Source organism: Flavobacterium sp. B167r (genome assembly GCF_056824315.1).
The window spans coordinates 4,073,932-4,097,292 of the sequence record NZ_CP124859.1; the positions used below are offsets into that span (position 1 = coordinate 4,073,932).

General features: G+C 33.6%; 15 protein-coding genes. 3 read left to right on the plus strand and 12 right to left on the minus strand.

Annotated features, from left to right (window positions below; translation table 11 throughout):
* Window positions 1-195: 195 nt before the first annotated feature.
* From QLQ96_RS18180 to QLQ96_RS18190, 3 genes are all read right to left on the minus strand, one after another.
* On the minus strand, window positions 196-1,809 hold the full coding sequence (locus QLQ96_RS18180; RefSeq protein ID WP_482492311.1) for a RagB/SusD family nutrient uptake outer membrane protein: 1,614 nt from the start codon (window positions 1,807-1,809) through the stop codon (window positions 196-198).
* Window positions 1,810-1,828: 19 nt separating this feature from the next.
* Window positions 1,829-4,840, minus strand: a complete 3,012-nt coding sequence (locus QLQ96_RS18185; protein WP_482492313.1) for a SusC/RagA family TonB-linked outer membrane protein — start codon at window positions 4,838-4,840, stop codon at window positions 1,829-1,831.
* Window positions 4,841-5,120: 280 nt separating this feature from the next.
* Window positions 5,121-7,226 (minus strand): alpha-N-acetylglucosaminidase, encoded by a 2,106-nt coding sequence (locus QLQ96_RS18190; RefSeq protein WP_482492315.1) that lies wholly within the window; start codon window positions 7,224-7,226, stop codon window positions 5,121-5,123.
* Window positions 7,227-8,165: 939 nt separating this feature from the next.
* On the opposite strand from QLQ96_RS18190, the gene QLQ96_RS18195 reads away from it, so the two are divergent.
* Together QLQ96_RS18195 and QLQ96_RS18200 are read left to right on the plus strand one after the other, a co-directional pair.
* Window positions 8,166-10,610 (plus strand): TonB-dependent siderophore receptor, encoded by a 2,445-nt coding sequence (locus QLQ96_RS18195; protein WP_482492317.1) that lies wholly within the window; start codon window positions 8,166-8,168, stop codon window positions 10,608-10,610.
* Window positions 10,611-10,651: 41 nt separating this feature from the next.
* Window positions 10,652-11,767: a PepSY-associated TM helix domain-containing protein gene (locus tag QLQ96_RS18200; RefSeq protein WP_482492319.1), complete on the plus strand. Its 1,116-nt coding sequence runs from the start codon at window positions 10,652-10,654 to the stop codon at window positions 11,765-11,767.
* Window positions 11,768-11,895: 128 nt separating this feature from the next.
* Here the strand turns inward: QLQ96_RS18200 and QLQ96_RS18205 are convergent, their stop codons facing one another.
* The gene (locus QLQ96_RS18205) at window positions 11,896-13,188 is read right to left on the minus strand and encodes a hypothetical protein (RefSeq protein ID WP_482492320.1); all 1,293 of its coding nucleotides are present in this window, start codon (window positions 13,186-13,188) and stop codon (window positions 11,896-11,898) included.
* Between the two features lie 776 nt (window positions 13,189-13,964).
* On the opposite strand from QLQ96_RS18205, the gene QLQ96_RS18210 reads away from it, so the two are divergent.
* Window positions 13,965-14,696 (plus strand): tyrosine-protein phosphatase, encoded by a 732-nt coding sequence (locus QLQ96_RS18210; RefSeq protein ID WP_482492322.1) that lies wholly within the window; start codon window positions 13,965-13,967, stop codon window positions 14,694-14,696.
* Between the two features lie 76 nt (window positions 14,697-14,772).
* Here QLQ96_RS18210 and QLQ96_RS18215 read toward each other — a convergent pair whose 3' ends face one another.
* From QLQ96_RS18215 to QLQ96_RS18250, 8 genes are all read right to left on the minus strand, one after another.
* Window positions 14,773-15,639, minus strand: coding sequence for an IS3 family transposase (locus QLQ96_RS18215; protein WP_482492323.1), 867 nt, complete (start codon window positions 15,637-15,639; stop codon window positions 14,773-14,775).
* Window positions 15,639-16,073, minus strand: a complete 435-nt coding sequence (locus QLQ96_RS18220) for a transposase (protein ID WP_482490792.1) — start codon at window positions 16,071-16,073, stop codon at window positions 15,639-15,641. Before QLQ96_RS18220 ends, QLQ96_RS18215 begins: the two co-directional genes overlap by 1 nt.
* A gap of 193 nt (window positions 16,074-16,266) precedes the next feature.
* Entirely contained in the window at window positions 16,267-17,994 is a 1,728-nt protein-coding gene (locus QLQ96_RS18225) for a phospho-sugar mutase (RefSeq protein ID WP_482492325.1), read from the minus strand.
* A 52-nt stretch (window positions 17,995-18,046) separates the two neighbouring features.
* Window positions 18,047-20,416 (minus strand): GumC family protein, encoded by a 2,370-nt coding sequence (locus QLQ96_RS18230; RefSeq protein WP_482492326.1) that lies wholly within the window; start codon window positions 20,414-20,416, stop codon window positions 18,047-18,049.
* Window positions 20,417-20,424: 8 nt separating this feature from the next.
* Entirely contained in the window at window positions 20,425-21,186 is a 762-nt protein-coding gene (locus tag QLQ96_RS18235; protein ID WP_482492327.1) for a polysaccharide biosynthesis/export family protein, read from the minus strand.
* Between the two features lie 111 nt (window positions 21,187-21,297).
* A complete protein-coding gene (locus QLQ96_RS18240; RefSeq protein ID WP_482492328.1) occupies window positions 21,298-21,501 on the minus strand; it encodes a hypothetical protein in 204 nt (67 codons plus the stop codon).
* 17 nt (window positions 21,502-21,518) lie between these two features.
* Window positions 21,519-22,919: an exopolysaccharide biosynthesis polyprenyl glycosylphosphotransferase gene (locus QLQ96_RS18245; RefSeq protein ID WP_482492330.1), complete on the minus strand. Its 1,401-nt coding sequence runs from the start codon at window positions 22,917-22,919 to the stop codon at window positions 21,519-21,521.
* Window positions 22,912-23,349: a VanZ family protein gene (locus tag QLQ96_RS18250; RefSeq protein WP_482492331.1), complete on the minus strand. Its 438-nt coding sequence runs from the start codon at window positions 23,347-23,349 to the stop codon at window positions 22,912-22,914. The genes QLQ96_RS18245 and QLQ96_RS18250 overlap by 8 nt, the downstream gene beginning before the upstream one ends.
* Between the last annotated feature and the right edge of the window lie 12 nt (window positions 23,350-23,361).

The window sequence follows — 23,361 nt, forward strand, 5'->3', positions numbered from 1 at the left end:
TCTTCATTCGATCTCAGGAACTACATTTGATTAGGCTTTGTATAACATTCAAAAAATAAAAATGAAACAGAACTGTTTATCATGAGCAACAAAAAAAACAGTTTTCTTTTAGTAAAAAGGAGAAGATTTTTAAGGTTCTTCTCCTTTTCAAAAATTATATTAGGTTACAATGCGTACTTAACTAAATTCTTGTTTTTAATATCCATCATTCTGAAGTAAGGCTGGATTTAAAACCATTGCATTGGTTGGAATCGGGAATACTCGGCGATAAACATCTGTATTGGTTTTATAGCCCCATGATCCTTCATATTTTCCAAAACGAATCATATCGTTTCTATGCCATGCTTCCCAAGCAAATTCACGGCTTCTTTCTTTGTAAAGCTCTTCTAAAGTCACACCGCTTACAGGTGCCGTTGTTGTTCTGTTAGAACGAACCATGTTTACTAATGCATCTGCACTTTGTCCTAAAGTCGAAGCGCCTCCGCGAAGGATTGATTCTGCTTTCATTAAAAGCACATCTGAATAACGCAAGAAAGGAACGTCGTTCTTTTGGTTACGATTTGTTGAAGTAGCATCAGGATAGAATTTAATATTTCTATATCCCATGTTCCATGCAATTTCGTCATTTCCAAGATCAAATAAAGTTTCACTTTGACGAGGTACAATATCTGGCGTCAAATTGACTTGATAAGTGTAGGTTGCTCCTCCATCAGATCCTGTATAGAACTGATCGTATCCTTTTTTAGTTGTCGTAACCATAACTGGAGTAACGCCGTCATTCATATATTGAAGACCTGTTAGCCACTGTCTGTTACGAATATCGTTAACATCATCAAAATTTGCATAAAATTCAGGCAGTGTACTTCTAGGCGCACTTGGCGTAAAAGTAAGACCGAATTTAGCTCTCTCAGAACGTGGCACATCATAACGTGCGTGGTACATTTGTCCGTTGTAGCCAACTGTAACTGCTGCTGGATCATAAGGAACAGCAAAAATAAATTCTTTCATTTGCGGTCCATTAGTTGGATAAAACATCTGCAAATAAGTTGCTCTTGGCTCAACAGCATACAATCCAGAATTAATTACCTCATCACAAGCTGCAATACAATCTGTAAAACGTTGCGTTCCTGTATATATCTCAGCATTCAAATATAATTTGGCCAGCATAGCATTGGCAGTCTGTTTGTTTGGTCTACCATAAGTACTAATTCCCGATGCAGGATTTAAATTAGGAATTGCGCTTTTTAATTCCTTTTCAATAAAATTAAAAACTTCTTTTCTTGGTGTTTTAGCATGCGCAGTAAAATCTCCATATAAAGTGTCCAATGGCACATCTCCATAACTATCCATTAACATGAAATATGAAATAGCACGCATTGTTTTAATCTCTGAAATCAAAGTTTTTTTCTCTGTTCCTTCTGGCATTGTTTGTCTTAAAATCGAAATCGTCTGATTGCTTGTTCCAATTACTTTAGACGTCCAATCCCAAAGGCTTCCAATAATTCCATTGTCAGCATTCCAGTCATGGTAATGCATGGCAATATAATTCCTGTTATCAAACCAGTTTCCTCCTCTTGCAGGTAATATAGATTCATCTGTACTTAAAGATTGAGCCCACCACCAAGCAAAAGAAAATTCTCCTCTAAAAGCTGCATAAACAGGGCCTGTAGCTTGAATGTACTGTGCTGAATTTTGAGGAAATACCTCTGGTGTCAATTGTGTTGTAATAGGCACATCAAGGTCATCGCAAGACCATATTAGACCAGCCATAAGTACTGGGAGTCCTAAATATTTTAATATCTTTTTCATAATTTTTAGCATTTGATTTTTAGAAGGTCACATTTAAACCGAACAAGTATGTTCTTGTTTTAGGATAGAAGTTATTTGAATCTACTCCAGGAGCTGTTCCTCCTTGTTCTACCTCAGGATCAATTCCAGTGTATTTAGTTATCACAAATACATTGTTTACAGTGTGATAAAGGCGAAGACTGCTTATATATCTGCCTACTTTACCAAAATTATATCCTAATGTCATGTTGTCCAACCTTATATAACTGCCGTCTTCTATAAAACGATCTGAATATTTAAAAGAGTTTAAATCATTTGGAGATTCATTTCCTGCATCTACCAAAATATTATTAGTCATTGCAGTGCTTGGTCTAAATAAATCGGCACGGGTTGCATTGAAAATTTTATTGCCAAAAACTCCTCTAAAGAAAACACTTAAATCAAATTTTTTGTATTGGAAATTATTTGCCCAACCCATCAATAATTTTGGCTGTGCGCTTCCTGCATAATGGTAATCTACTCCAATTTGCGGTGTAGTAGTCAAATCGCCATTTTTGTCATAATACTGAGAAACTCCAGCAGCATTTTTGCCCGCATATTTCAAAGTAAAGAATTGTCCAAGAGGTTTTCCTTCTTTAAAAATCTGTAAAGTGCTTCCTGTCTGTCCGCCTCCATCTGGCTGAACACGGCGGATAGAATCTCCACCAACAAAAAACGGACTAGTCAATTTAACGATCTCATTTTTGTTATGAGCCAAGTTCAGACTAGTATTCCAGCTGAAAGTTGCTGTTTTAACTGGAGTTGCGCTTAAACTAAGCTCTATACCTTTGTTAGACATTGTTCCTCCGTTTGCTACAATTGTTCCTACTGGCACCAATGCTGGATTAACATTATAGTTGAAAATCATATCTGTTGTCTTCTTGTCGTAAACATCAACAGAACCTGTTACTTTTCCTTTTGCAATAGAGAAATCAAGACCAATATTCGATGTAGCCGTTTTTTCCCATTTCAAATCAGGATTTGCTGCCTGGTTAGGTCCGTAAGCACCAATCTGCTGTCCGTTGTAATAAAAAGTTCCTAAACTTCCAGATATAAATTGAGCCGTATAAGCATTAAATCCAGAAGAATTTCCTGTTACCCCCCAACTTGCGCGTAACTTTAGATCACTAAAAACACCCTGATTCTGCATAAAGCTTTCTTTATCTAATCTCCACGCACCACCTACAGATGGAAAATATCCCCATTGGTTATTGCCACCAAACATAGATCCACCGTCTTTTCTAATTGATCCCTGCAAAAGATATTTGTCTTTGTAATTATAGTTTAAACGTCCAAAGTAAGAGATTAAACGTGTCTGCTGATACGCTTTACTATCTCCAAAATTTACTACATAACCATTAACCGAAGTATAATTGCTTAAAGCTAAGTTGTTATATCCTACATTGTCTACAGGAAAATTTGTAGTGGTAGCCTGAAAACCGTCTCCTAAAGTATTTTCCTGCCATGAATAACCCAAAACAGCTTTTAATTTATGCTCTCCTAGAGTTTTATCCCATGTTAAGTAACTCTCAATAATATTGTTTCTGGTTTCGTAAGAATTTCTCAATGCAGAACCATTTACACCAAAATTAACCAATGTTTTTGTTAAAGGCGGATCTGGGTTATTGTAAAAGTTGGCACTGTTGTATTGAGAATAATAACTGTCATAAAACTCTCCATGAGTTGCAGTTAATCTCTGGTGCGCTAAATTCAAATTATAAGTAAATCCGAACGGAAGCTTTACTTCTGCAGTAAGGTTACCCACAAGATTATCTGTTTTAGTCTCGTCAGTTCCATGTTCAATTAAAGCTACTGGGTTAAAATATCCAGGGCTCACAAAATTTTCAAAAATACTTCCATCAGCATTTCTTACTGGAGAAACAGGAAGATAACTTGCTGCCTGTAAAAGAACCGTATTACGTTGCGGTACATTTTGATATTTTGTAGTTGAATTAGTAACATTCAAACCAAATTTAACTTTATCATCAAAAGCATATTGATCAACAGATAAACGGGCAATAATACGAGAGAAATCACTTTTTAACATCACACCTTCTTTATTGATAGAAGTAATACTTGCTGTGTAGCTTCCATGATCTCCTCCACCGCTCATAGACAAGTTATGACTGCTAGATTTCGCACGTCCAGGTCTTAAAATTTCTTTTTGCCAATTTGTGTTGGCACCTTTATCATTCTCTGGAGTAAAGTTTAAATTATTTCTTGTTGTAAAATCTCTCAGCTGATCTGCATTCATCATATCCAGATTGTTAGAAACTTCCTCAAGACCAAAATATCCATTGTATGCTACTTGCGTTCTTCCTTTGCTTCCTTTTTTTGTTGTTACCATGATAACACCATTTGCCGCACGGTTACCATAAATTGCCGTTGCAGCAGCATCTTTCAAGACATCAATAGTAGCAATATCATCTGGTGAAATCACAGAGATGTCAACACCAGGAATACCATCAATTACATAAAATGGTCCTTGAGAACTATTTAATGTAGAAGCTCCACGCAAAACTACAGAAGCCGTTTTTGTCGGATCTCCGCTTGACGAAATATTCAAACCAGAAACCTTACCCTGCAATAATTGTCCCACATCGCTGATTGCTCCTCTGTTCAAGTCTTCAGCTTTAACAGATGCAACTGCAGTCGTTAAGTTTTTACGAGATCCTTTACCGTAACCTACAACAACAACCTGTTCCAAATTGGTTGTAGTAGACATCATTTTAATTGAGTAATTTGTTTTCGTTCCGTCTAATTTTAGCGCCTGATCGTCAAATCCGATAAATGAAAATGCAATCGTTGCGTTTTTGTTTGAAACCGCAATTTTAAATTTTCCGTCAAAATCTGTCGTTACAGTATTATTTGTACCTTTCTCGAGTACATTAACAGCTGGCAGAGGAATACCTTTGTCATCCAATACCACACCAGATACATCTGTTTTCTGTGCCCAGGTATTAATTGAGAAGCCAAAGAAAAAGGCTAATAATAAAAGTTTAAGTTTTTCCATTGTAATGTTGGTTATTTAGTTAAAGTGTTGACGAAATTAGTGCTAAAGAAATGTTAACAAATGGACAAGTTATTCATAAACATGGATAATTTCTATAAAGTCAATGATAATAAGGCTTAGCAAAGTTTTTTTCTTAGAATTATATAATCAAAAACTGACTAATATATCGATTTCGAAGATTTTTCTTTTTCATAAACAGGGTTTGTTTTAAGTTATTTTATAAATATGATATTAATTATCTTTATATACGAAGTAATTATAATTTAAGGATCTATTTTTTTTAGTTTGTCCAATTAATTTCCCAATTTTTAATTAATTCTCTTTCTTTATTTTCATCAAAAAGAGTATTGCTAACGGATGCCTTTTTTAAACCTTCTAAAAACATTTTCCATCTTGGCCAGTAAAACCCTTTATACATTCCTTTCCACGATCTTGAAGCATAGTCATTTAAATGCCCTTCTCCGCCCCATAGGGTAATTAATGTTTTGGCATTCTTAACATATAATGAAGAAACCTCTGGCGAACTTCCGTAATCAGATGCTGATTTTACCCATTGATCTAAACTATTTAACGGCTGTCCAGACATTATAGCATCTATATGTAAAGCTTGTTTTTCTATCTTTTTAAATAACTGGTCTCCTTTTGCAATATCTTTCTGTTGATAGGCTTTTACGCATTCAATGAGATCTTCATCAATTGAAAGTGAATAATAATGTCTTGAAACATCTATTAAATCGTATTGAATAAGATTCTTTTTATTGTATTTTTTAGCTTCTTTACTTAAAAGGCCCAATGCTTCTTTGAGCTTTTCTTTGTCTCCAGGGTTTCCTTTAAACTCAGTAATTTTGACTGTTGGACGTTTGAAAAACAGATATGCTCCAGCCCAATCGTTCCACCAGCGTGTTTCCCAATATTTAACATTGTAAACCGATTCAAGTAATAATTCCCAAGCTTTGAAAGCAGATGGTGAAGTCTTTCCGTATCTTGCATTTAAATATGTAGCCAGCCAATCATTTAGAGGCTGTTCTGCCTTAGTCCACGGAAGATCATATATATATTCGTAAACAATCGAATTATTGTTTAATCCTTCAGGCATTGCTCCGTATCCTACAATATTTCCTTTATTTGGGTTTTTCAACAGGCTTGCCAATTCTTCTTTATAAAAATTCAAATCTCCATATACAGGATTGGATCCTCCATAATTATGCACATAACCGTAAGTCCACTGCTTGCCATAAAAAGCTTCTTGATTTTCCCATACCTTATATCTATCGTTGGCATAATCCTGAACCATTAGTCTATCATTTGGAACTTTACTTAGAAAAGCGCTCGTTGCTTCCTTTGTCCAGAATTCCTTATTATCTCCAAAAAGCCATCCTTGCATAACCCAAACTGCTCCAAGTGCTGCTTCATTGATGGTTTCATAAATAGCATTTCCGTAACTAGCAAGTTCTTCATATTTATTATGTTCAGAGACTGGAGGTTCAATCTCGTTAAAAGAATCTGCCAGATAGAAATTAGATTTCCCATACTTTTGGGTATAGATTTCAATAAATCGCTTTCCAATTTTTTTAAATAAGGGATCTTTGGAATCTAAAAGAAAAGTGCTTGCAAAACCACCGCCAGACCATGATTTTAATTCCGTGATTTTTGCTTCAGGATGTTTTTCGGCGAAAGCCTTTGGCACATAACCGCTAAAAGCAGGCACAACAGGATGCATATCCAGCGCTTTCATCCTTTCAAGGATTTTCTTCTGAAGCTCTTCTTTCTTTACAAACCATTCCTGAGGCAAAGGCCCTTCCAGAGTATTAATATTCCCCATGCGCTGCCACGGCAAGTAGGCTGGTCCTGCAAAATGAGATTCTAACTGCGAGTTGGTTAAACCATATTCTTTCCATAATTCCTGCCATACCGCTTCTTGGCCTTCCATTGCAGTGGGAAGGTTTATCCCGTGGACAGCCATCCAATCAATTTCCTGTTCCCAGCGTTTCCAATCCCACCACGGAGTTGTATAGCCAAAAGTGCAGGCATTCAAATATTCTCTATACTGAAAAGGCGTGTCTCCCTTTTTTGAGTATTTAGGCCATGTCTTTGGAAGATCAATTCTGTTTCCTTCCCAACTCACTAAAACTGCTCCTATATCTCTTAAAAAACTATAAGCTGCATAACAGAGTGCCGTATTACTCGAAGCTTTTATTTTTACCAGATTATTCTCTGCTTCAATTTCAAACCATTCAGATTTGCTTTTTTTATCTTCAGCAATAGTTAGCTGAAATTCACTAGCGCGACTCCCAACAAGCCTTTCAATAACCCCGAAAGCACTATTTGTTTTTTCTTCATTTTGGCAGAATCCTTTTATTGAGCCAAAAAATAATAGCAAAGCCATTACAATCAACTTTAAGGAACTGTGCCTAATTTTAAAATTCTCACTTTTCATATAAATCATGTATTTATTAAATTATCTTCATTGACTCTGGCCTGATAAAACAAAGGAGATTAAATACTTAAATTAATCTCCCTGTTCAAACTAAACCTAACAAAATTTTTTTACTAATACCTAACAGTATTAACGAACAAACCAAAGAACCAATAATAGGCTCTAGAACCGAAAATAAAATTATACATAATAGAATTCCATAAGATGGATTTATCAGTCAAAAGCATAGACATATTTCTCTGTCCTTTATTTGGCAGTGGTCTATCTTATGTCATTATCAAGAAGAAAAAAGATTTTGCTACTGGCTGATCTTTCCTGTTATGTTCCTACAGCACATTTTCAATCATTTTTATAAATTATAAGTGCTTTAGAAATTTCATCAGCTTTTAAAATCTGAATATAGCAATTGCGAAAAAAAATACACAGTACCAGTAAAATCTTTGCAATTTAAGAAAGGGCGATTGGAAAAACCCGTCTTAAAAAGATAAAACGGGCTATCCAGCGCAGAAATAATCCCCCAAATTATGTTCTGCGATTATTAGTAATGCATCAAAAATGCTAGTAGAAAAAGTGCTGTTTTAAGAGAAGAAATCATGTCGCAAGATTATGAACTTTAAACCTGTTTCTATTATAATTTTATTTATAAAGCATAACTAAATGTTATAATTTATATCCCTAGAATAAAGAGCATAAGGATATTGAAAGGTTATATTTACAACTTTTAAGTATACCCATAATGTGCTACAGAATAATATAGTTTTAGGACTAACTATTACCTTTATACTTCTGAAATATTCTTATAAAAACAACTTTAGAATTTTACTTTTATTTATTTGTATTTATTCTAAATAAACTTAACTTTGGCGCTTCAAATCTTAAATAACCATCATGAAGTTCATTTATTTATTGCTGTTTTGTGCTGCCTTTAATATTAGCATGGCGCAAAATGCAAAAATTAGCGGAAGACTGACCTCCGAATCTAATGAAGCTGTTTCTTATGCTTCTATTGCCATCAAAAGTCCTAAAAAAAATGCGGTTTCCGATGATAAAGGAAATTTTGAAATTACAAACCTATCTCCTGGAAGCTATACTGTTTACTTTTCTGCGATGGGCTTTTCTACACAAGAAAAAACAGTAGAACTGCATGAAAATGAAAATCTTGAAATTTCAATAATTTTACAGGAAAACATAAATACACTTCAGACTGTAGAAATTACTGGAAGAAAAGAAAAATCATACCGAAATACAAAATCTTTTATAGGTGCAAAAACAGAAATTGCGTTAAAGGATCTTCCTCAAGCAGTCTCATACGCTACTAAAGAGCTTATTGCAGATCAGGGTGCCATCCGTGTTGGCGAAGTTGTAAAAAACTTCAGCGGGGTTAGCCAGTTTACATTTTATGACGATATATCAATAAGAGGATTTAGAATTAACGGAGGAAGCAATACGCAGTTGCTTAACGGAATGCGTACCTCAACGGGCTTCTGGAAACAACCTCTTGCCAATTATTTAGAACGTGTTGAAGTTTTAAAAGGCCCTTCATCAGCATTGTTTGGAAATGCATCTCCTGGAGGAGTTTTAAACCGTGTTACTAAGAAACCGCTTGATCAGGCGGCTAACAGTGTCAGTTTTTCGACAGGAAGCTTTAACACACTTCGAGCATTGGCAGACTTTACCGGACCATTAACAGAAGATAAATCACTTCTTTACCGTTTGAATTTGGGTTATGAAAATGCCAATTCATTCAGAGATTTACAATTTGATAAAAATATCGTTGTTGCTCCTTCCCTTTCATTTCTTCCTAACGACAAAACAAGTGTAAATTTTGATTTGATTTACAGCAGTTCAAATGGAAACTTAGACAGAGGACAATCTACTTATGAAGACAATCTGTATTCTACAAAAACTTCAAATTCGCTAAACTCAACAAACGATTATTTGAAAGAGGAAACATATGTTGTTACTACTTCTTTAAACCATCAGTTTTCAGATCGCCTATCATTTTCTGGATCGTACATAAGAACAGGATATAATGAAGATCTTTTAGAGCATCGCGGTGCCAATAAATATGCATCTGCTGGAGACGGAAGCACAATTCCGACAGCAATCGAAATGCAGGTTTTTATGCGTAAACGTAAACGTTATATTGATAATCTTTCTACTTTCTTTAAATATGAAGCTAAAACAGGCGCTTTAGACCATAATTTAATTGCTGGTTTTGATTATGCTCAGGAAGAGGTTCCTGTGGGTGGTTCGCAATTAACGGCAAGCGGCTACAGAAATGCTGCCAATAATGGTTTTATCGCTACTTACAATCCTGCGAACAAAGCCAATTATTTATTGGACAGCAAAGGAAATCCTGTTCCAAACGTAGCTCATTTTGATTTGAGCAATCCATTTGCTTCACAGCAGTTAAAGGATATGAGCAAATATTTCTATGTGGCGCGTCAGGTTGATCCGACCTATTATTCATTATACGGAATCTACCTTCAGGATCATATTAAATTTGGTGCTTTTCAGGCTTTAATTGGTATTCGCTACGATGAATATTCAGATAAAGTGAATTACAAAAAAGCGACAGAAACAAAAGTAAAACAACATTCGTTTTTACCTCGTTTTGGTCTTACTTATACTCTTAACCCAAATATCAACTTATACGGAACTTATGTACAGGGCTATAACCCTCAAACAGCTTCTACTTTAGCTAATCCAAATGCTGGAGGTCCATTTAATCCGTTAGAAAGTAATATGGTTGAGTTTGGAGGTAAATCATCATGGTTTAAAGAAAAACTTTTTGTGACAGTTGCTGTTTTCAAGATTCAGCAAAAAAATACTTTGTATCCTGCTAATGACACAACAAATCCTGATTTAATGAGATCAATTGGTGAGGAAGAATCTAAAGGTATCGAAATTGATTTGAACGGAAACATTACACGAAACTGGAGTATTTCTGCAGCTTATTCTTATAATGAAGCTTTTATTACAGAAAGTCCGATTGAAGTTGAAATTGGAAGACAAAAAGCAAACACACCGAGACAACAGGGAAATATCTGGACTCGTTATAATTTTACCGATGGCGCTTTAAAAGATTTCGGTATTGCAATGGGATCGAATTTTGCAACTACGCGTACTATGAGTCAGACCACTACAGAAACGCTTCCTGGATACACCTTGTTTAATGCTGCTTTTTACTACAACATCAATAAGTTTAAAATTCAGCTGAACGCCAATAATATTTTAAACAAAACGTATTGGGTTGGTGGATACGATTATATTCGTTTATTCCCTGGAGCACCTTCAAACTGGCTGTTAACATTAGGATATTCATTTTAAAAAGCATTGTTTATATTTGAAAAAAATGCGAAAGAAATAAAATGAATAAAACATTTAAAAAAAATATTGGTTTACTGCACCTTTGGCTCGGACTTACATCCGGGCTAATTGTGTTTATAGTGGCTCTTACAGGAAGCATATTGGTATTTGAAGAGGAGCTGGATGAGTTTTTCAACCCTGAGTTTTATAAAGTAGAAGCTGTTGCAAATGAAAAACTTCCAATTGATGATATCGTTTCTAAAATTCAGAAAGAATATCATATTGAACAAATCGAACGCATTCATTCTTTTCACGATCGTGAGAGAACTTTAATAATTACTGGTACCGATTCGAACAAAAAAGATCTATTTTTTTCGGTTGATCCTTACACAGGAAAAGTGCAAACTTCAATTCCTGAGAAAGGCCGTTTTTTCTCTGTTGTTCTCGACTTGCATCGTCATTTAATTTTAGGAGAATTTGGAAAAGCAGTTACAGGAATCAGCTGTCTTATTTTTGTTTTTATGATTTTGTCGGGACTGATTTTGTGGTGGCCCAAAAAGCTTAAAAATCTTAAGCAGCGATTAACCGTAAAATGGAGCGCATCATTTAAAAGAGTCAATTGGGATTTCCATTCTACTTTTGGGTTTTATACCTTTTTAGTTTTACTAATCATTTCTTTAACGGGCTTAACTTGGTCTTACAAATGGTTTGAAAGCGGCATTTATTTATTAGCAGATGGAACGGCTAAAAAGCCTTCAGCCAAAGTAGAAAATCCGACTAAGATTGATCCTAAAACCGAGAAAGCTTTTTTTTATCAAAAAATATTTTCGCAGACAGACAGCATTTATCCTTTTAAAGGAGATACCCAGATCAGAATACCTTCTGACACGATCAACAGTCTAATGGTAATTAAACTTAATACTGAAAAATCTATTCCGAATATCTCCAGCATGGCCTATTTTGATAAATATACAGGTGAAATTGTAAAGACAAAACCCTATGAATCTTTTAGTAATGGAGATAAATTAAGACGCTTGATTTACCCAATCCATACGGGCAGCATTTACGGATACCCAACAAAAATACTGGCGTTTTTAGTCTGTCTTTTTGCAGTTACACTTCCGATTACTGGATTGTTGATCTGGATTGGAAGAAAGAAAAAAAGATTATCTTCTTAGTTTCCTGATTGCTAAAAAAAATTAATAAAAAAGAGCCAAAATATTAACTACTAATATTTTGGCTCTTTTTTTAATTTATATTTTTTTGTTCTCTTTATTTCGCGAAGCAGAAATAAAAATCAAATGCATTATCTATTTCCTCCAGCACCAGTGATTTTTCCAAGTTGTAATCTGAAATCTGGTCTTTTAGGATTGAACATATCGATGAATGTCTCTTTACTATCGCTTTGCGAATGAACGTTAAAAAAACCACCTCTACCATACCAGCTTTCTAAATCTTCATTGTTCGAATTGAATTCTGTAAAGATGTTACCATTGCACAAATTGAAATACATTTCCTCAATTTTGATTTTTTTAAGATTGGCATCATTGATATCTATTTTGCTGTCTAATAAGACCGCTGGGCTGAATCCTGAGATTACGCTTCTTTTCATTTCAAGAGAGGCACTTTCAGCCACATAAACAGCTTCTTTTACCAATCCAGCCTGAATGTCGGCGTTAATGTTTTCACTGTCATTAACCATTGTAATATTTCCTGCAACAACTAAAGTCTGTTTTTTAGTAAAATCAGTTTCGCTTTTCTTCTCAAAAGATCTTACTTCCATACAGCGTGATCCGTCTTTTGTGCTAGAGAAGTAAGAAGATCTAACAGCTAATGAGTTAGCGAATCGGCATTGTACTCCCTGAGAAAATTTAAAATCATCATTTACCGATTTATAGGAAACCAATTTCGAAACATTAAGATCTCCGCCATAGAAAGTAAATGAATCGCCTCCTGAATAGCTCACCATAACATTTTCAAGAATGGTTTTGTTTCCAACGCCAGCAAGTGTCAATCCGTTAAAGCTGTCCATTCCTTTCACCTTTTTGCCGGCAAACTCAATTCTCACGAACCTTAAAACTCCAGAGCTTGAAGCCGTGTTATCTCCTCCATAAGTAGTCATTGAAGGATCAAGATCTGCATTATAAGAAGATACATTGCCGAATTTGTTAATTGGCGCATCTCCAAGCATTACGATTCCGCCCCAATCACCAGCTTTCTTTTGGCTTTGGTTTGATGTGAAAACGATTGGATCTGTTTCTAAACCATCAGCCACCAATTGTGCACCTTTTGTAACTATCAACGTTCCTTTTGTTTCGAAATCACCAATAATTACTGTTCCAGGTTCAATAGTTAAAACAGCATTATTTGTAATGTATACGTTTCCTTCCAAAACATAGATATTTCTTTTTAGCAATTTGGTATTAACCGTAATATTTCCTGCCAAAATTTGAGTTGCCTCTCCATAGTCAATTTTATTAGGTTTGAACTCGGTCCAACCGTTCAGCCAATTGTTGTAACCTATTATTCCTTTTTCCTGTTGAGCGCTCACGCTGGCAACTGTAAAAAGAACGCAGATTAATAAAGTAATTTTTTTCATGATAAGGGGAATGGGATTTATAATTTTAATAAATTTGGAGCTAGGTATTCTTGATAGATTCTACTGGATTGAAATAATAATATTTTTAATCTATATACCGTAAAAATGTTTTTTTTTATTCAAGCTAATTTTGCTAGGTTAATACATTCCTGTGGCGAGCGAAAATATAAAAAAGCACTTATTTAAAAAAAGGAACTTTTATTTTTGCACATAGTTTATTTTTAACAATCTTATAATTAGAATTGCTTAAATAAAACCTGCGTTTTTCTTGAAACACCAGTCAAAAAGATCAAAATACTCCGAATACAATAATCCGATTTTTTCTAAATCCTAATAAAAACTGTTTCTGAAAGCTGCTTAACATTAATAAAAGTAGAAACGTACTGCTAGATTTCATTTCTCTGTTCTTAAGAGGTTTTCAAGCATATTGATATGTAGTTCATCATCATCAAATAAATTCCAACAAAAAGAGCCAAAAACATTTAACTAGCAATGCCTTAACTTTTTTTGTTTTGCGTTTCTTTTTTTCAGAATCGATGTAGGATCATATATAGATTTCCACTTTTTTTCCATTAAATAGCATCGCTTGTATTATGTGCCCTAATTCGTAGATTATGTATTTATAAGAGAACAATTCCAAATCATATTTAATCTCTAATATTCCAACTTAAATATTTAACTAAAAAAGAGTTTTATTTCCTGAATAAGACTTTTTTGTCCTTATCTGATAACTGTTTGTAGAAGAAGCCTTAATAAATTTGAAACAAATTAACTTTATGTTTTCAATATTTAAGTCCAAATACTATCTAAAAGAAATATTGCCTGATGGCTATATCGATATTCATAACCATTTACTTGCCGGTATTGATGATGGTGCTAGAACACCTGAAGAAACGAGCTTCCTAATAGCGCAAATGAAGGCCCTGAATATTAGTGCAGCTATCGCTACGCCTCATACTTTTAACGGGATTTGGAATAATACTTCTCAAAGCATAAAACAAGCTTATGAAATAGCTCTTGAAAACGATGCTAATAAGATGTTTTTAAAAGGATATTCTAGCGAATATATGCTAGATAATACTTTAATAGAAAAAAGCAATAACGAGAATTTTATAGGCTTACCGCACAATTATCTTCTAGTAGAATTAAATATCTTTAGTAATCCTTTGAATTTGTATGAAATGCTGTTTGAATTAAAAGCAAAGAATTACAAAATAATTATAGCGCATCCTGAACGGTATATTTATCTCCATAAATCTATGGACAAATATGAAAAATTAAAGCAATTTGGAGTGTTTTTTCAATTAAACTTACTCTCATTAACAGGATATTACGGAAAAAGGATTAAACGCCAGGCATTACAATTACTTAAAAATGATTTGTATGATTTTACGGGATCAGACATTCACAGTAAAACTGAAATTAATCAATTTAAAACTGTACCTCTTAAAATTTATAACAAAAAGAAAATGGACGGTTTACTTGAAAATAATAAAATTTTTCTTTAGCCTAAAACTCTAATTTATATAAGTAGTCTGACTAGTCCTAAATAATCGATACAGATTATTAGACAAATATATTTAATTAAACACCTGTAATATTTTTTATTGCGGGTGTTTTTCTTTTATAAGTTCTCATCTTTACTACACTTTGTTGATGCATTTGACTTGGAGTGAGCATATAATTGGAATAATGTGGTCTTTTGTTATTATAAATGTCAATTGCATTTTTTACTAAAACCTTCATTACATCAAGTTTTAGATTAAACTTGTCAATATTAAATTCTTGTTTTAAAATTCCATTTATTCTCTCAGCTACTGCATTCTCATAGGGATCGGAGTTTTCTGTCATACTGCATTTTATATTGTTTTTATGTAATAGTTTTTGATATTGATCAGAACAATATTGTATTCCTCTATCTGAATGATGTATTAATGTTTTGCCTCTATCTCTGCGTTTTTTTATTGCATTTTTTAAAGCTGTTAAACTACTATGAGCATTCATATTATCTGCGACATTAAAACCCATTATTCGTTTAGAGTAAGCATCAGTTATTAGACTTAAATAACATGGATTCTCTTTTTTTCCAATATAGGTTATGTCTGATACCCAGACTTGCTCCGGCCTGCAGATCTGTAGCTCTAATATTTGATTTTGATGTTTTCTAAATCTATGATGAGAGTTTGTTGTTATATGATAAGAACGTTTTGGCATTATCAGTAAATGATTTGCTCTAAGTATATCTATAAATTTATCTCGGCCTATTTTAAGTTGATTCAACTCGCTTTTTAAAAGGTAATACAGTTTTCTTGCTCCAATTCGAGGCATTGTATTTCTAATTTTCAAAACCATATTAACAACTTCTGAAGCCAAAAGCTTCCTGGAGTTACTTTTTTTTACTCGACGATAATAAACCTGCCGGTCAATCCCGAACAAAGTACAGGCAAACATTATTGTTTGTTGGTGTTCTTTTTTAAAATGGTCGATTGTTCGGGTGGTGAGTTTTTTCGAATGTCAATTTGATATTCTTTTTCTGCTATATCAATCATCATATCGAAAATAATAGCTTTTTTATCAGCGACGAAAGCCTGCTGTTCTAAAAATGCTTTTTGTTTTTCTAACAACTTCACTTTGGCTTCAAGTTCCATTATTTTCTGTTCAGGAGATTTTTGCATAATAGAAGGTGTTTGATTGTCCCAATCAAAGTTACCAAATTTTCGCAGCCACTGAACAATTGTTGAACGGGATTGAATAGCATAATCTTTTTTAACTTGAGTAATTGAGGTTCTTCCTTGTTCTATTTCTTGAACAATTTGAAGTTTAAAAGACATACTGTAATCTTTCTGGGTGCGCTTAATATATCGCAATTCTTGATCTTTTTCCATAATGATACTTTTTGTGTATCGCTATTTCAGGACAAGACAGTCTTTCAAAAAAAAAAAGCTGTTCTAAATAGAACAGCTTTTTTACCAACATAACTAAATTGCATTTTACTATTGACCAATAATATGCTGCCTTAAATTAAACTAACTTTATAGTGATATAATTTCTAAAATCTTTTTTTAATTAATCTGTTTGTTATTCCAATTGCATCGAGGCGCTGATATTTTTTATTCTTTCAATCAGCATATCTTCAATAACCTTAAAGTTTTCATTCCTATCTAATTTTTCGTTAACGCTGATGTAGAATTTAATCTTAGGTTCAGTTCCGCTTGGTCTGGCGCAAATTACAGATCCATCTTCGGTATAATAAATCAGAACATCCGCTTTGGGCATGTTTATAATATCCGATTCGTTATTCAACAAATTAAATGATACAGATGATTTATAATCTTCAACTTTCACTACTCTTTGATGGTTAATTTCCCTTAACGGATTTTCTCTTAAATTCTCCATCATTTTATTGATCTCAGCCAATCCCTCGATTCCTTTTTTAGTAATAGAAATTAAATGCTCTTTATAAAAACCGAAATCTACGTAATGCTTCAATAATTCGTTATATACAGAGCTGTTATTCGATTTGGCATGTGCGGCCACTTCGCAAATTAATAAACTTGCTGCAACTGCATCTTTATCACGAACATTATCTCCTACCATATAGCCGAAGCTTTCTTCACCACCGCCAATGAATTCGAGTTCTGGAAAATCTTTAATCATTTTGGCAATCCATTTAAAACCTGTTAAACCACTTTTATAGGCAACGCCATACGCGTCTGCCAATTTTATAATCATTGGAGTCGAAACAATAGTTGAACCAATGAATTGTTTGCCGTTTATTTTTCCCGCTTTTTTCCATTGTTCCAACAAAAATGCAGTCATTAAAATCATAGATTGATTTCCGTTTAGCAAAATCATTTTTCCTTCATTATTACGAACTGCAATCCCTAAGCGATCACAATCGGGATCAGTTCCAATAACAATATCAGCATTCGTTTTTTCTGCTAATGCCAAAGCCATTGTCAAGGCTTCCGGTTCTTCTGGGTTTGGAGATTTTACAGTTGGGAAATCTCCATTTGGGACTCTTTGCTCTTCAACAATATGTACATTTTTATATCCTGCGAGCGCCAATGTATCTGGCAAAACGGTAATTGAAGTGCCATGCAATGGCGTAAAAACAATGCTCAAATTATCTTTGGCTTCTGTAGAGGTATTAAAACTGGCATTTTGAACAGACGATTTCACAAAAGCCTGGTCTATTTCGGTATCGATATATTGAATTAAATCATCGTTTGCTTTAAACTTAATTTGATCGTATTTTAATTCTTCGATAGCTTTTATAATTTCTGTATCCTGAGGAGGCACAATTTGGCCTCCATCTTCCCAATAAACTTTATAACCGTTATATTCTGGTGGATTATGTGAAGCAGTAAGTACTACTCCGCATTGACAATTGAGGTATTTTAAAGCAAAAGATAATTCAGGTGTAGGCCTAAGGCTGGAAAATAAGTATACCTGAATGCCATTTGCCGAAAAAACATCTGCGACAGTCTTGGCCAGGGTATCACTGTTATGACGACAATCGTATGCAATAACAGCTTTGAGTTTTTGATCTGAAAACACCTTATGCAAATAATTAGATAGTCCCTGAGTACTTTTTCCTAAGGTATATTTGTTAATGCGATTATTGCCAACACCCATTATTCCGCGCATTCCTCCTGTACCAAATTCAAGATTTTTATAAAAACTTTCTTTTAATTCTTTCGGATTTAAAGCAATCATTTCATTTACTTTATCTTGCGTTTCCTGATCAAAAAAAGGCGTTAACCATTCCTCTGTTTCTTTTAAAATATCTATTGCTAGCTCCATATGAATTGCTGTTTTTTTTTAATTTTCGAATTGGGTTTCCTCCTATTGCATTTTATTTCTTTATTATTTTTTTCAGCTTATTAAACCATGATTTTTTTTCAACTTCTTTTCCGTAACCATAGCCATAACCGTAATTATATCCGTAACCATAACCTGAACTAAAATCAATATCATTGAGCACATATCCCATATTAATGATTTTTTTATCCTTATAAAGTTTTTTAGAATATGATATTAGATTTTTTTCTGTAACTCCAGAACGTACAACAAACAAAGTTGTGTCAGCATATTTAGAAATCATAAGAGTATCGCTGACCAATAAAGTTGGAGGTGTATCAAATATAATGATGTCATAAACTGCTTTTACTTCATTAATAAAAGTTGCAAAACGCTGACTGGATAATAGCAGAGTTGGATTTGGCGGTATAATTCCTGATAGAAAAAGATCAAAAGGAAATTCTTTATCTCCGTTAGTAATCAATAAATCTTTCCATTGCAAAGTACTGTCATGCAAATAATTACTAAACCCTGTAGTCTCTTTACTTATATTATCCAAGTTTCTATGCAACTGTGGATTTCTGAAATCAGTACCAATAACAATTACTTTTTTATCCAGATGTGAATAAGCCGCAGCTAAATTGTACGAAACGAAAGTTTTTCCTTCTCCTTTTATAGAGGATGTAACAAATATTACTTTACCCTCGCTATTTTCGGCATAAGGAGCAATAAAATTAGTGTTTTGCGCTAAAGTTCTAAAAGCTTCAACATTTTGCATTTGGGAATCTTTATTTTCTTTCAGCGAAGGCAGTTCAACTAAGATAGGTACATTGCTAGCCAGATTTTCAACATCTGATGTCGTATATACTTTATTATCTAATTTAAAAATTATAAATAAAATAATAAACGGAATAGCAATTCCTAAAAACAAGGCTATCAAAATAATCTTGCCTCTTTTAGGAGAGATAGGATAAATATCTGTGATGGCATAATCTATAATTTTAGTATTAGCTACTGTAACGGCTAAATTAATAGATGCCTCTTCTCGTTTTTGAAGCAGCAGCAAATACAAACTTTCTTTTAGGTTTTGCTGACGCTCAATGCTTCGTAAAACTTTTTCTTTTTCAGGTATAGAAGCAAAACTTCCGTCAGCTACTCTTTGCGCTGATTCGCTCTGAACAAGACTTGTTTTCAATTGCTGTTTGAAACCTTTTACTGAGTTGGTAATATTACTTTTTAAACTCAATAATGTTTTTATCAAAAGCTGCATAGAAGGATTACTGCTTCCTGCGCTTGTTTGTAGCTTTTGATAGGATAAAACGGCCGTATTATAATCTCCTACCAATTGATTTATAGTAGGATTTTGTATGCCTATATCTGCAGGTAAAAGTTCAAATTCCTTTTGAGACTCCATACTTTTTTGCAGCAAATCTGCTAATAGCAATTGAGATTCTATGTCAAATGAAGCTTGCTCTTTTGCTGTTTTCTGGAGAATACTTGAACCGGCATCTTCTTGGATAAAACTTAGATTATTGCTTTTTTTATAATTTTTTTTCGAACTTTCTATAGAGTCAAGTTCTCTTCTTAAATAAACAAAACGATCGTCTACAAAATTAATTGTTCTTCGCGAGACCTCCTGTTTATCTTTAATGCCATCAGCCTCAAAGACATGAATTAAATTATTGATAATTGCTTCAGATTGAGGCCCATTAGTTCCTTCTAGTGAGATCGAAAGAATATCACTGTCTTTTCCTTCTGCATCAATTTCAAAAGCATTGCTGAGCTCTAAAGAGGTTTTAGCTAGAGGTTTTAATACGACATTATAATTAGTATCTATACTATTTGTAATGACTGATCCTAAAGCTGGTTTAATGCTTATTGGGAAATTTGCAATTTTTTTATCTAAAGTATACCCTTTGATTTCAAACTTTTGTCCAGATAAAACATCCTGAATTGTATATCCTGTTGAAGTTACCTTTATTGTATATGATAAGTCTTCTTTTAAGTTTGATATATCATCATTATAGCTCACAACAAATGGAGCGTTATATATCTGCTTGGATTTCACCGTAGAATTATAATAATATTCTACGTTCAGCTTTAGATTCTTAACTACTTGTTCTGATATGTGAACTGATTTAAATAAAGCAATTTCATTTTCTAAATTGATGTTTGACTTATTAAATAATTTCGTAACATCTAATGTAAAATTCGAACTTTCCTTATCAACCAATAATTTTACTTTCGCTTGTGATCTATAGACAACGTCTGCATATCTCAAATAGAGAAAAACAGTTAAAAGTGCTATTGCAATTGTAATTAAAAACCAAGGCCAAAACCTTAAATATTTAACCACTATTTCTTTTAATTGTACTGAATTCTCGTCTTCTATTGTGTCAAAATATTCATTTTTATCTGTAAGCATAAGAACTTTTATCTTGTTAATAATATGACCGTACTTAGTATCAATGAAGCAATTGTAAGCACAGTGCCTGTACTGCCTATGTACCCGGCCGTTTTTACTTTTGCCGTATTTGGACTAACAACCAATACGTCGTTCTGGCGAATCTGATACTGAGGATTATTCATCCAGTCTGCTGTGGTCAAATCCACATTCATCATCATCCTCTTGCCGCCTGATTCTCTAATTAACAAAATATCATTTCGCTTGGCGCTTATCGTTAAATCTCCAGCATAGCCTAAAGCTTGCGGAACAGATAGCGACTGCTCTAGAAATGTATAAGTACCGGGTGACTTCACCTCACCGAGAACAGTTACTTTAGCATTCAAAATTCGAATTGCAACTGTAGGATCTACTAAATGCTTGCCCTTTTCGAGCTCTGATTTAATCTTACTTTGCAAATCATTTACAGATAATCCTGCTGTACTGACAGTTCCTAAAATGGGCAGTACAATTGTTTCATCACGAGATACTAAATAGCCTTGAATTTTTAGTAAATCTAATGTAGAATTAGTTGCTTCATTTCCTGTTTGTATATTATACGGTAATGCTGTCTCAGGAACCAGAGCGCCAATTCGAATACTAAGTATATCGTTTGGCTGGATTAAAACAGCTGGAATTGAAGTCGGAATTGAAGTATAATTAGCTGCATCTTGAAAATAAATGATGTCTTTTTTTGATGCGCAGGATGAAAATAAAATAACGATAATAAATATAATGTAGGGACGATTCATATAATTTGTATAAATAATTAAAAATAATGGCGTTTAAAAGACGGAACTAGTATTGTCTTTTCGAAATACTCGAAAAAGTGTGCGTTCAACTGATTAGAATCTGCTAATCAATTAATTGATTCTTTTCAATTGAAATTCTTCTTTATATTTCATGTTGTCATTCATGTTGTCATTCAATTTTGACAATCGATCCAGTTGTTTTTTTTGCAATTTGTCTTTTATATAAAAACGGTATAATTCCTTTCCAATAAAATAACCAGCAATAGAAACGCCAGTGATCAAACCCGCTAAATAATATGCAATAGTGATATTCATAACATTTTTTTTTTTAGTTAAAAAGCATTTTCATCCCCTTTCAGGGTTACAATTATGGTTAATATGCAGATTTTAATATCTTTAATGAGACTCCAACTTTGTAAATAATCGATATCTGCCTTTACTCTTCGCTGCATATCGGAGACATGTTTAGTTTCTCCTCTGCAGCCTGAAATTTGAGCCAAACCAGTGATACCAGGTTTTACAAAATGGCGAACCATAAAATTATTAATCTGTTCATTATAGTCCTGCGTATGCTTAAGCATATGAGGTCGAGGCCCTACTACACTCATCTTTCCTAATAAAACATTAAAAAACTGAGGCAGTTCATCAATACTAGTTCGTCTAATAAATTTTCCTATGGGTGTAACTCTTGCGTCTCCTTTTTGAGCTTGTAAACTATCACTTTGACTATTTACAGTCATGCTTCTAAATTTATAACACCAAAAAGGTTCATTTTTTTTTCCTGTACGAAGCTGTTTGAACAAAACAGGTCCCCTACTTTGCATTTTGATTATTATAGCCATTAATGGGTACAGCCATGATAAAATAAAAACGAGTACGGCCAAACTAAATACAATATCAAATATGCGTTTGACCAATCGATTATATGCGTTTTGCAAAGGTTCATAACGAGGACGTATGATATGAAAGTTTTCGTAAGAAGAACTGCTGAAAGAAGATTTTGAAATTGCAGATAAATCTGGAACAAATTTCAAACGCATGCAATGGCGGTCGGCCAATTCAAAATAGCTATGCAAATCATTTATAAATTGTGGTTTTACTACAATATATAATTCTTGGATGCCGTTTCCTGAAGCTTTCGATATAGCATTTGAGAGCGCTTCTCCAAAAGTCTCTTTATCGGTAAAAATCTCTTCGTCAATATCATTTATAATTCCAGGAAAATCATAAAAATAAGCGTTGCTCTCCAGTTTTGAAGCTAATTGTATACTCGTAGCATTAAACCCCCAAATGGCTACTATAAAAGGTTTTCTTATAAACTTTTTTATATTGTTTAAAACCAGCGTAAAAATAATTCTGGACAATAAAAGATATACAAATAAATAACTAAGCTGCAGTAAATTAGCGCTTACTACTAATCGATAATCCTTTATTCCCTGAAAGACCAGAAGGTAGACTTGCCAAGATAAACAATGAACCAAAAATACATTCCAGCTTTTATGATAAAAAGTAGTCAGGATAAAAATAGTATCCAGTCGGTACAAATTAAAATATAACGCTGCTAATAGCCATCCTACTACAGCGTAGAGATAACTGTTTTCAAAAGCAAAAACATTCCATTGAATAGAAGCCTGCTCTGAAAAGTTGAAAAAAAGATAGATACCCCCGATTATCGCAAAAAAATCAGAAATGATACTGCAAAAAATAAAGGTAAATTTATGTCTGTTACGCATTTTTTCTAAATGAAAAATTGATTTTTTGAATTAAATGATATAGTAAACAACCGAAAACACCTCCCAAAATTCCAAAGAAAACATCTCTAAAATCGGGCTGGCGTGTGGCTACAAAAAATTGGCCACCCTCTGCCAGACAGACCACTACAACAATTATTATTAAGTTTTTTGCTCCAAAAAGAGATCTGTTTTCGGTCGCTGAAACATTAGTAAACTCTTGCCATACTTCTAATAAATAGCCAAGAACTACAAATGGAACAGCAGTTCGTAAATTATAATATTGATTACTCCACTTCCTGATCCAAAGTGGCAGATAAGTTTCGGTTTCTAAACCTGGGCTATGAATCCATGAATAGTAAAAAATACTGCAGATACACAACAATAAAAAAATGATATTGATACTTTTTTTATGCACATTTTTTATTTTCATTCGGAGATAAAT